Below are 10,726 nucleotides of genomic sequence, written 5' to 3'. Positions count from 1 at the left end.
GATTTGCGGTTCGCCCAGCACCATGGAGTCGAGGCCGCTGGCCACGCGAAAGGCGTGGCGGGCGACCTGGTCGCCCTGCAGCGTGTAGGCATGCGATCGCAGCAGGGCCGGCGAGACACCGCCGTTGTGCGCCAGCCACTCCAGCGTGTGGTCCAGGTCGGTGTTGTCGCCGGCGCAGTAGATTTCGGTGCGGTTGCAGGTGGAGAGCAGGGTCGCCTCAGGCTGGCGTGCCAGCGAGGCGCGCAGGCCGCGCAAGGTGGGCTCGACCTGGTCCAGGGCGTAGGCAAAGCGCCCGCGCAAATCGAGCGGTGCGGTGTTATGGTTTAGCCCAAGGGCCCAGACTGACATCCTCCGATTATAAAATTGAAGCGGCCGCCCCGGCTGGAAGCCCTGACAATCGCCTTGATAGCCCTTTTTTCGGGTTTTTGGGGATGCTTCCCGGCGATTCTTCAACCGTCCCCCAAGCGCATGACCTTTTACCTGCTGGCCAACCACCTGTTCAACCTTGTCCTGCCGGCCGCCGCGGTCGCCGTGCTGCTGGTGCTGTCCAGCCGTATTTTTGGCGGAGTTTTCAGGTCTAAAAACCCCGTCGCCGCCACTTGGTGGGCGCAGGCGGCGATTGTTTTTGCCGTGAATGTGCTGGTGCTGGTCGCCGGCCTGGTGTTTTTCGGCCATGACGGGAAGATGCTGACCTATGCCGCGATGGTGGCTGCTGCTGCAACCTGCCAATGGGTGCTTCTGGGTGCCTGGAGAAACTGAAAAGCCTAGTCAGGCTTGAAGACGTTCACCGCGTCCGTGATGATGCCGTCGGTACCCAGCGCCAGCAGCCTCTGCACATTGGCCTCGTCGTTCACCGTGTAGCTCAGCAGCCTGAAACCGGCTTTCTTGGCTTGCGCCACCGTGTCGGCGTTCCACAGTTTGTGGTTGCAGACGATCGCCACACAGCCCAGCCCGGTCGCGATTTCCAGCCAGCTGGCGGGGAGTTCGTCGAGCAGCAGGCCGCGCGGCAATTGGGGCTGGGCGGCGCGGGCCGCCTCCAGCGACAGCGGCTGGAAGGACGTCAGCAGCGGGGGAATCGCCGTGCCCTGCCAGAGCCGGGCCGCCTCGTTGGCCACAACGGTGCCTGTGCGGCTCTCTACACCCGGTGTGGGCTTGATCTCAATGTTCAGGAAATAGCCCTTGTCCAGGCAAAAGCGGGCGATGCGCTCAAAGCTGGCCAGGCCTTCGGCGGCAAAGGCGGGCGAATGCCATCCGCCCGCGTCCAGCTTGGCCAGCGCCTCCCAGCTCAGCTCGCCGGCGACGCCTTTGCCGTTGCTGGTGCGCTCCAGCGTGGCATCGTGCAGCAAAAACGGGATGCCGTCGGCGCTGAGCTTCACGTCGCACTCAAACATGCGGTAGCCATGGCTGGCGCCCAGCATGAAAGAGGCCAGGGTGTTTTCAGGCGCCAGCTTGCCGGCGCCGCGGTGCGCCACCCAGCGGGGATAGGGCCAGTTGGCGGCCGTCACGGGATTCGTCATGGCGCAATTACAGCCGTTTGCCCGTCTCGGCGTCAAACCAGTGCAGGCGGTCCGCGCGCGGCGTGACGTGGATGGTCGCGCCGATCTCTGGCGCTATTGACAGGCTTTCATCGGTGCGCACGATGATGGCTTCGCTGCCCATGCGGCAGTACAGCAGGCGCTCGGCGCCCAGCATTTCAATCGTGTCGACCTGCACCGCCCAGCCGGTGGTGCCGACCTGCAGGTGCTCGGGCCGTATGCCCAGGATGGCGCCCGGCTTGCCGCCGAAGTCGGCGTTGGGAGCCTGCTTGAGCAGGTTCATGGGCGGCGAGCCCATGAAACTGGCCACAAAAGTGGTGGCGGGGCGGTTGTAGACCTCTTCAGGCGTGCCGAACTGTTCCATGCGGCCCGCGTTCATCACCATCATGCGCTGCGCCAGCGTCATGGCCTCGACCTGGTCGTGGGTGACGAAGAGCGAGGTGATGCCGAGTTCGCGGTGCAGTTTCTGGATTTCCAGGCGCGTCTGCACGCGCAGCTTGGCGTCCAGGTTGGACAACGGTTCGTCGAACAAAAACACCTGCGGCTGGCGCACGATGGCACGGCCCATGGCCACGCGCTGGCGCTGGCCGCCAGAGAGGGCGCGGGGCTTGCGGTCCAGCAGGTGGCCGAGTTCGAGGATCTTCGCGGCCTTGTCGACGCGCGTCTTGATCTCGTCCTTGGGCACCTTGGCGATCTTCAGGCCGTAGGCCATGTTGTCGAACACGCTCATGTGCGGGTAGAGCGCGTAGTTCTGGAACACCATGGCGATGTCGCGCTCCGAGGGTTCCAGTTCGTTGACGACCTTGCCGCCGATGGAGATTTGCCCGTCGCTGACTTCCTCGAGGCCGGCCACCATGCGCAGCAGGGTGGACTTGCCGCAGCCCGAGGGCCCGACGATGACGATGAACTCGTGGTCGTTGATTTCGGCGTTGACGCCGTGCAGCACCTGCAGCGCGTCCTTGCCGGTACCGTAGCGCTTGATGATGTTGTTGAATGAAAGGGATGCCATAGTTGTGTTCCGTCTTGTCTTTGCTTGCTTGTTTCTTTTATTTCTCGGTGTCGACCAGGCCCTTGACGAACCATTTCTGCATCAGCACTACCACCAGGGCGGGCGGCAGCATCGCCAGGATGGCTGTCGCCATGACCACGTTCCATTCGTTCTGGCCGTCGCCGCCGGCGATCATGCGCTTGATGCCCACGACGACCGGGTACATGTCTTCGCTGGTCGTGGCCAGCAGCGGCCAGAGGTATTGGTTCCAGCCGTAGATGAACTGGATCACGAAGAGCGCCGCGATCGAGGTCTTGGACAGCGGCAGCAGCACGTCGAAGAAAAATCGCATCGGGCTGGCGCCGTCCATGCGCGAGGCTTCGGTCAACTCTTCAGGCACCGTCAGGAAAAACTGGCGGAACAGGAAGGTCGCCGTGGCCGAGGCGATCAGCGGCACGGTGAGGCCCGCATAGGTGTTGAGCATGTTCAGGTCCGACAACACCTTGTAGGTCGGCAGTATGCGCACCTCGACCGGCAGCATCAGGGTGATGAAGATGGCCCAGAAGCAGGTCTTCTTGAAGGGAAAGCGGAAATACACAATCGCGAAGGCCGACAGCAGCGAGATGGTGATCTTGCCGATGGCGATCACCATCGCCGTGACGAAGCTGACCCACATCATGTGCGCCACCGGCGCGTTGGAGCCGGCCGCGGATTCGCGCCCGAACAGCGCCGCCTTGTAGCTGTCGAGCATGTTGGTACCCGGCAGCATAGGCATGGGCGCCTGGACGATCTCCTGCGCCGTGTGGGTTGAGGCCACGAAAGCCAGGTAGAGGGGGAAGGCGACGATGAAGACGCCCAGGATCACCACCACGTGGGCAAGGATCCCGTGGGTGCCGCGTTTTTCAACCATGGGAGGCTCCCGTCATATTGTTCGGCTTCATCAGTATTGAACTTTCTTTTCGACGTAGCGGAACTGAATCACCGTCAGTGCGACCACGATCACCATCAGGAYGACGGWTTGCGCGGCCGAGCCGCCCAGGTCCATGGCCTTGAARCCGTCRWARTASACCTTGTAGACCAGGATGGCCGTGTCYTTGCCMGGSCCGCCYTKGGTGGCSGCRTCSACGATSGCGAARGTGTCRAAGAAGGCATAGACCACGTTGATGACCAGCAGGAAGAAGGTGGTGGGCGACAGCAGCGGGAACTGGATGGTCCAGAAGCGGCGCCAGGGCCGGGCACCGTCGATCGCGGCGGCTTCGATCAGCGACTTGGGGATCGACTGCAGTCCGGCCAGGAAGAACAGGAAGTTGTAGGAGATCTGCTTCCAGACCGACGCCATCACTATCAGCGTCATGGCGTGGCCCGAGTCGAGCAGGTGGTTCCAGTTGATGCCTATCTTGCCCAGGGCATAGGCCACCACGCCCAGTGAGGGCGAAAACATGAAGACCCACAGCACGGCCGCCACGGCGGGCGCGACGGCGTAGGGCAGCACCAGCATGGTCTTGTAGAACATGCCGCCGCGCGTGATGCGGTCGGCGAAAACCGCCAGCACCAGCGACAGGCTGATGCCGATGCCAGCCACCATCACCGAGAAAAACGCGGTGGTCTTGAAGGACTCCACATAGCTCGGGTCGTCCAGCAACTGGCGGAAATTGGCCAGGCCGACGAATTCGATGGAGGTGCCGAAGGGGTCCTGCTGCTGCAGCGATTGCAGCAGGGCCTGCGCCGCGGGCCAAAAGAAGAACACCAGGATGACCGCCATTTGCGGCAGCAGCAGCAGCCAGGGCAGCCAGCTGGATCGAAAGACAACGCGTTTTTCCATAGGGCCTTCAGTGGGCAGAAACTTGGGGGCGCTTAAACATAAAAACCCGCCTGGCCTTCTCTTGTCTGGAAGAGGGAGTCAGGCGGGCCGAGTGTAGCCCGGCGGGCGGGCTTGCTCTGTCCCTTTGGCGATCAGCCGCCCTTATTGGCTTTCTGGAAGCGCTCAAGCTGCTCGTTACCGCGCTTGACGATGGATTCCAGCGCTTCCTTGGCCGTCTTTTTGCCGTTCCAGACCTGTTCGAGTTCCTCGTCCTCGATCGCGCGGATCTGCACATAGTTGCCCAGGCGGATGCCGCGGCTCTTGTCCGTGACCTTGCGGATCATCTGCGTGACCGCGACGTCGGTGCCGGGGTTCTGCTTGTAGAAGCCGGACTTTTCGGTCAGGTCGTACGACGCCGTCGTTACGGGCAGGTAACCGGTGCGCTTGTGGCTGGCSGACTGCACTTCAGGCGTCGAGATAAAGCTGAAGAACTTGGCAACGCCTTTGTATTCGGCCGGCTTTTTGCCCGACATGACCCAGAGGCTTGCGCCGCCGATCACGGTGTTCTGCGGCGCGCCGGGAACGTCCTGGTAGTAAGGCAGCGGTGCCAGGCCGTAGGCGAACTTGGCGTTCTTGGCCACGTTGCCGTAAAAACCCGAAGACGTGTTGATCATGGCGCACTCGCCCGACACGAAGCTGGCCTCCGGCACGTTGCCGCGGCCCTTGTAGATAAAGAGGCCCTGCTTGGCCATGTTGGCCAGGTTTTCGATGTGGCGCACGTGCAGCGGCGAATCCACCTTCAGGCGCGCATCCAGGCCTTGCAGGCCGTTGGCTTTGGTGGCGAATTCGACGTTGTGCCAGGCCGAGAAGCTTTCCACCTGCGTCCAGTTCTGCCAGGCGGTCGTGAAGGGGCACTTGTGGCCGGATGCCTTCAGTTTGGCGGCGGCGTTGACGACCTCAGGCCAGGTGACGGGGGCCTTGTCGGTCGGCAGGCCCGCAGCCTTGAATGCGTCCTTGTTGAAATAAAAGATGGTGGTGGAGCTGTTGAACGGGAAGCTCAGCATCTGGCCGTTCGGCGCGGTGTAGTAGCCGGCGACAGCGGGTATGTAAGCCTTCGGGTCGAACTTTTCTCCCGCGTCCTGCATGATCTTGCCGACCGGGACAATGGCGCCCTTGCTGGCCTGCATCGTGGCGGTGCCGACTTCGAACACCTGCAGGATGTGGGGGGCGTTGCCGGCGCGGAAGGCCGCGATGGAGGCGGTCATGGATTCGTCGTAGGTGCCCTTGAAAGTGGGCACCACCTTGTATTCCTTCTGGCTTTCGTTGAACTGCTTGGCCAGGTCGTTGACCCATTCACCGTTGACGGCCGTCATGGAGTGCCACCACTGGATCTCGGTCTGCGCCTGGCTGGCCAAAGGCATGCATAGGCCTAGGGTCGCAAAAGCGAACGCGGAAAGACGGTTTTTCATCAAAACTCCTGGGAATTGGGCGCACACAGGGGCGCCAAGTTAAACGGGACAGTCTAGAAACTGTTTATGACACACGGATTTAAGCGATTTCGAAGACCTCAGACAAGCGGGATTTCCATAAGACAACTTAGGACTATTCCCCCAGGCCTGTGTGGTACGGCCACGAATGTTGCGCTGCGGTAATATAGGGCAACAGCGCTGGACACGGGTCTGAAGCCGCTGGCTTTTCACGATGAACGCCCCTACCACACTCCAAGAACCCCACGTCTTTGCCGGTGACGCAAAGGCCGGCGAAGCCCGCATCCGCGAGATTCCCTACAACTACACCTCGTTTTCCGACCGTGAAGTGGTCATCCGCCTGCTCGGCGAGCGGGCCTGGGACCTGCTGAACCGCCTTCGCGACGAGCGCCGCACCGGCCGCTCCGCGCGCATGCTGTACGAAGTGCTGGGCGACGTCTGGGTGGTGCAGCGCAACCCCTATTTGCAGGACGACCTGCTCGACAACCCCAAGCGCCGCAAGCTGCTGGTCGACGCCCTGCAGCACCGCCTGACCGAGGTGGAAAAGCGCCGTACGCCGGATGCGGACCAGCAGCGCGACGCCATCGTGGGCGAATTGCTGGACGCTGCCCGCGGCGCAGTCGCTCGCTTCTACACCTCCTTTAGCGAGATGTACGACCTGCGCCGCCTGACAGAACGCAAGCTGCGCAAGCTGACCCTCAAGGACAACATCAAGTTCGACGGCCTCTCGCGGGTTTCACACGTCACCGACGCGACCGACTGGCGCGTCGAATACCCCTTTGTGGTCCTCACGCCCGACACCGAAGTTGAAATGGCCGGGCTGGTCAAGGCCTGCATCGAACTCGGCCTGACCATCGTCCCGCGCGGCGGCGGCACGGGCTACACCGGTGGCGCGATCCCGCTGACCTGGAAGTCGGCCGTCATCAACACCGAAAAACTCGAGGCCATGACCGAGGTCGAAATGGTCTCGCTGCCGGGCCTTGAACAGCCGGTCGCCACCATCTGGACCGAAGCCGGCGTGGTCACCCAGCGCGTGGCCGATGCGGCCGAGCGCGGCGGTTTTGTGTTCGCGGTCGACCCGACCTCGGCCGAAGCCTCCTGCATAGGCGGCAACATCGCGATGAACGCGGGCGGCAAGAAGGCCGTCTTGTGGGGCACCGCGCTCGACAATCTGGCGTCCTGGCGCATGGTCACGCCCGAGGCTCAGTGGCTGGAAGTCACGCGCGTGGGCCACAACCTGGGCAAGATCCACGACGCCGAGATGGCCAGCTTCGAGCTGCAATATTTCGAGGCCGACGGCAAAACCCCCATTCGCACCGAGCGGCTGGATATTCCCGGCAAAACATTCCGCAAGGAAGGCCTGGGCAAAGACGTTACCGACAAGTTCCTGAGCGGCCTGCCTGGTATCCAGAAGGAAGGCTGCGACGGCCTCATCACCAGCGCACGCTGGATCGTGCACCGCATGCCGGCGCATACCCGCACCGTGTGCCTGGAGTTCTTCGGCAATGCCAAGGACGCAGTGCCCAGCATCGTCGAGATCAAGGATTTCATGTTCGCCGAGCAAAAGCGCGGTGGCGCCATCCTGGCGGGGCTTGAACATCTGGATGATCGCTACCTGAAGGCGGTCGGCTACGCCACCAAATCGAAAAAGCATGGCGGCTTGCCGAAGATGGTGCTGTTTGGCGACATTGCCGGTGACGATGCCGATGTCGTGGCGCGTGCCACTTCGGAAGTCGTGCGCATTGCCAACTCGCGCCACGGCGAAGGTTTTATCGCCATCAGCCCTGACGCCCGCAAGAAATTCTGGTTGGACCGCAAGCGTACCGCCGCGATCTCCAAGCATACAAACGCCTTCAAGATCAATGAAGACGTGGTGATCCCGCTGCCCCGTATGGCGGAGTACACCGACGGGATCGAGCAGATCAATATCGAGCTCAGCCTGGCCAACAAGATCAAGCTGTGCAACGAGCTGGAGGCTTTTTTCCTCAAGGGCAACCTGCCCCTGGGCAAGTCGGACGACGCCAACGACATTCCGTCGGCCGAACTGCTGGAAGACCGCGTCGGCCAGGCGCTCGCTCTGGTGGGCGAAGTGCGCGCACTCTGGTCGGGCTGGCTCGAAGGCGTGGCCACGCTGTTCCCGCAACTGCAGGACCATTCGCTGCGCGCGAGCTGGAAAATGCAGCTCCGCGCTCCGCTGCAGGCGATTTTCTCGGGCGGCGCGTTCTTGCCCATCCTCGAGGAATGCACGGCTATCCACAAGCGCGTGCTCAAGGGCCGCGTCTGGGCCGCGCTGCACATGCATGCCGGCGACGGCAACGTGCACACCAACCTGCCTGTCAACAGCGACGACTACGAGATGCTGCAGACCGCGCATGTGGCCGTGGCGCGCATCATGGTGCTGGCCCGCTCGCTTGACGGCGTGATTTCCGGCGAGCACGGCATCGGCATCACCAAGCTGGAATTCCTGACCGACGAGGAGCTGCGGCCCTTCACCGAATACAAGCAGAAGGTCGACCCGGAGGGGCGTTTCAACAAGGGCAAACTGCTGCGAGACCAGGGGCACCTTGGCAAAGAAGGACAAAGTCTTCAAGCCGATTTGACTAACGCCTACACGCCCAGCTTCGGCCTCATGGGGCACGAGTCGCTGATCATGCAGCAATCCGACATAGGCGCCATCGCCGACAGCGTGAAGGACTGCCTGCGCTGTGGCAAATGCAAGCCGGTCTGCGCCACCCACGTGCCGCGTGCCAACCTGCTGTACAGCCCGCGCAACAAGATCCTGGCGACCTCGCTGCTGGTGGAGGCTTTCCTGTACGAAGAGCAGACCCGGCGCGGCGTGAGCATCAAGCACTGGGAAGAGTTCGAGGACGTGGCCGACCACTGCACGGTCTGCCACAAGTGCCTGACCCCCTGCCCGGTGGACATCGACTTCGGCGAAGTCTCGATGAACATGCGCAACCTGCTGCGCAAGATGGGGCAGAAGTCCTTCCGGCCCGGCAATGCCGCCGCCATGATTTTCCTGAACGCGACCAGCCCGCAGACCATCAAGTTCATGCGCGGCGCCATGGTCGACGTGGGCTTCAAGGCCCAGCGCCTGGCCAACGACCTGCTACGCCGGCTGGCGCGCAAGCAGACGGCCTTGCCGCCGGCCACGGTCGGCAAAGCACCCGTGAAGGAGCAGGTGATCCACTTCATCAACAAGAAGATGCCGGGTGGCCTGCCCAAAAAGACCGCGCGCGCGTTGCTGGACATCGAGGATAAGGACTACGTCCCCATCATCCGCAACCCGAAAAGTACAACCTCGGAAACTGAGGCCGTGTTTTATTTCCCGGGCTGCGGCTCCGAGCGCCTGTTCAGCCAGGTGGGCCTGGCGACGCAGGCCATGCTCTGGCACGCCGGCGTGCAGACCGTGCTGCCCCCGGGCTATTTGTGCTGCGGTTACCCGCAGCGCGGCAGCGGGCAGTTCGACAAGGCCGAAAAAATCATCACCGACAACCGGGTGCTGTTCCACCGCGTGGCCAACACGCTGAACTACCTGGACATCAAGACCGTGGTGGTCAGCTGCGGCACCTGCTACGACCAGCTGCAGGGCTATGAGTTCGAGAAGATATTCCCAGGCTGCCGCATCATCGACATCCACGAGTACCTGCTCGAAAAAGGCATCACCCTGCGCACCGACCAGCCCGGTGCGGGCTACCTTTACCACGACCCCTGCCACAGCCCCATGAAGCTGCAGGAGCCCATGAAGACCGTCAAGGCCCTGATGGGCGACAACGTGCTCAAGAACGACCGCTGCTGCGGTGAGTCGGGCACGCTGGGCGTTACCCGCCCCGACATCTCGACGCAGATCCGCTTTCGCAAGGAAGAAGAGCTGCGCAAGGGTGAAGCCGCCCTGCGGGCGTCCGGCGCCGTCGCTGAAAGCGGCAGCGTCAAGATCCTCACCAGCTGCCCGAGCTGCCTTCAAGGGCTCTCGCGCTACGGCGACGATCTGCAGAACGGCCTGCTCGAGGCCGACTACATCGTCGTGGAAATGGCCAACCAGATCCTGGGCAAGGAATGGCTGCCGGCCTATGTGGAAGCGGCCAACCACGGCGGCATCGAGCGGGTGCTGGTCTAGGCCGGCTTCCGTGTCAATGGGCTTATTGCCAAAACCATGATGGCCGGATGCGTCCGGCCATTTCCTCTCAGAAAGCGATCACTCCATGGCAGGCCTTCAACCCGGCTCCCCGACGCCCACGGCGCTGACGGTTCACAGCCAGTCGCGCGTCCTTGAAATCGCTTTTTCCGACGGCGCCGAGTTCCGGATTCCGTTTGAACTCATGCGCATCTACTCGCCGTCGGCCGAGGTCCAGGGCCACGGCCCGGGCCAGGAAATCCTGCAGACCGGCAAGCGCGAGGTGAACCTGGTCGAGCTCGAACCCATCGGCAACTACGCGGTCAAGCCGGTGTTTTCCGATGGCCACGAGAGCGGGATTTTTTCCTGGGACTACCTCTACCACCTGGGCGCCGAGCAGAGCCGCCTCTGGGACGACTACCAGCGGCGCCTTCAGGCGGCCGGCGTGGACCGCGACGCGCCCATGCCGCAAGCCGGCGGCCACGGCTGCGCAAGCCACTGAGCGCGCAGGCCGCGCGAGTGCGGCGAAAGCCGGCTTTGCGGCACTGTTGTTTTTCCAGCATAAAAGCCGGCAATAAGGCCGCAATGCCCCGCGTCATCCCAGGGTTGTCGCGGTCATTCCGGGCATTGCCCTCTAGCATTGATGCATGAGCAGCACCCATTTCGGTTTTGAATCCGTCGACGAGCAGGACAAGGCGCGCCGCGTGCGCGGCGTTTTCGATTCCGTGGCGCCCAAATACGACGTGATGAACGACCTGATGTCCATGGGCCTGCACCGCGCCTGGAAGGCCTACACCGTGC

General features: G+C 62.8%; 9 protein-coding genes and 1 pseudogene. 4 read left to right on the top strand and 6 right to left on the bottom strand.

Annotation, left to right across the window (positions count from 1 at the left end):
• Positions 1–348 (bottom strand): annotated as a pseudogene (locus tag AC1D1Y_RS25325) (glutamyl-tRNA reductase); the annotation flags it as partial.
• A 120-nt stretch (positions 349–468) separates the two neighbouring features.
• Between AC1D1Y_RS25325 and AC1D1Y_RS25320 the strand changes: the two are divergent.
• On the top strand, positions 469–759 hold the full coding sequence (locus AC1D1Y_RS25320; protein WP_477684778.1) for a hypothetical protein: 291 nt from the start codon (positions 469–471) through the stop codon (positions 757–759).
• Positions 760–764: 5 nt separating this feature from the next.
• Here AC1D1Y_RS25320 and ugpQ read toward each other — a convergent pair whose 3' ends face one another.
• The 5 genes from ugpQ to ugpB form a co-directional block, all read right to left on the bottom strand.
• Positions 765–1,517 (bottom strand): glycerophosphodiester phosphodiesterase, encoded by a 753-nt coding sequence (gene ugpQ, locus AC1D1Y_RS25315; protein WP_477684777.1) that lies wholly within the window; start codon positions 1,515–1,517, stop codon positions 765–767.
• Positions 1,518–1,524: 7 nt separating this feature from the next.
• Positions 1,525–2,544 (bottom strand): sn-glycerol-3-phosphate import ATP-binding protein UgpC, encoded by a 1,020-nt coding sequence (locus AC1D1Y_RS25310; RefSeq protein ID WP_477684776.1) that lies wholly within the window; start codon positions 2,542–2,544, stop codon positions 1,525–1,527.
• 37 nt (positions 2,545–2,581) lie between these two features.
• On the bottom strand, positions 2,582–3,433 hold the full coding sequence (ugpE, locus tag AC1D1Y_RS25305) for a sn-glycerol-3-phosphate ABC transporter permease UgpE (protein WP_477684775.1): 852 nt from the start codon (positions 3,431–3,433) through the stop codon (positions 2,582–2,584).
• A gap of 30 nt (positions 3,434–3,463) precedes the next feature.
• On the bottom strand, positions 3,464–4,345 hold the full coding sequence (gene ugpA, locus AC1D1Y_RS25300; RefSeq protein ID WP_477684774.1) for a sn-glycerol-3-phosphate ABC transporter permease UgpA: 882 nt from the start codon (positions 4,343–4,345) through the stop codon (positions 3,464–3,466).
• Between the two features lie 131 nt (positions 4,346–4,476).
• Positions 4,477–5,793 carry a sn-glycerol-3-phosphate ABC transporter substrate-binding protein UgpB gene (gene ugpB, locus AC1D1Y_RS25295; RefSeq protein ID WP_477684773.1) on the bottom strand — a complete coding sequence of 439 codons (1,317 nt, stop codon included), beginning with the start codon at positions 5,791–5,793 and terminating at the stop codon, positions 4,477–4,479.
• 232 nt (positions 5,794–6,025) lie between these two features.
• On the opposite strand from ugpB, the gene AC1D1Y_RS25290 reads away from it, so the two are divergent.
• The 3 genes from AC1D1Y_RS25290 to AC1D1Y_RS25280 form a co-directional block, all read left to right on the top strand.
• Positions 6,026–9,928, top strand: coding sequence for a DUF3683 domain-containing protein (locus AC1D1Y_RS25290; RefSeq protein ID WP_477684772.1), 3,903 nt, complete (start codon positions 6,026–6,028; stop codon positions 9,926–9,928).
• Positions 9,929–10,013: 85 nt separating this feature from the next.
• On the top strand, positions 10,014–10,427 hold the full coding sequence (locus AC1D1Y_RS25285; protein ID WP_477684771.1) for a gamma-butyrobetaine hydroxylase family protein: 414 nt from the start codon (positions 10,014–10,016) through the stop codon (positions 10,425–10,427).
• A 145-nt stretch (positions 10,428–10,572) separates the two neighbouring features.
• Positions 10,573–10,726, top strand: a 154-nt coding sequence (locus tag AC1D1Y_RS25280) for a class I SAM-dependent methyltransferase (protein ID WP_477684779.1), incomplete at its 3' end; no start/stop codon positions are given.

This window comes from Polaromonas sp. P1_G1 (assembly GCF_056405595.1).
This window is presented reverse-complemented; position numbering and strand designations above follow the sequence as displayed.

Excerpts from the sequence above, each read along its gene's own strand:
- AC1D1Y_RS25320 (WP_477684778.1), top strand. The coding sequence starts at position 469 with ATGACCTTTTACCTGCTGGCCAACCACCTGTTCAACCTTGTCCTGCCG.
- ugpQ (WP_477684777.1), bottom strand. The coding sequence starts at position 1,517 with ATGACGAATCCCGTGACGGCCGCCAACTGGCCCTATCCCCGCTGGGTG.
- AC1D1Y_RS25310 (WP_477684776.1), bottom strand. The coding sequence starts at position 2,544 with ATGGCATCCCTTTCATTCAACAACATCATCAAGCGCTACGGTACCGGC.
- ugpE (WP_477684775.1), bottom strand. The coding sequence starts at position 3,433 with ATGGTTGAAAAACGCGGCACCCACGGGATCCTTGCCCACGTGGTGGTG.
- AC1D1Y_RS25290 (WP_477684772.1), top strand. The coding sequence starts at position 6,026 with ATGAACGCCCCTACCACACTCCAAGAACCCCACGTCTTTGCCGGTGAC.
- AC1D1Y_RS25285 (WP_477684771.1), top strand. The coding sequence starts at position 10,014 with ATGGCAGGCCTTCAACCCGGCTCCCCGACGCCCACGGCGCTGACGGTT.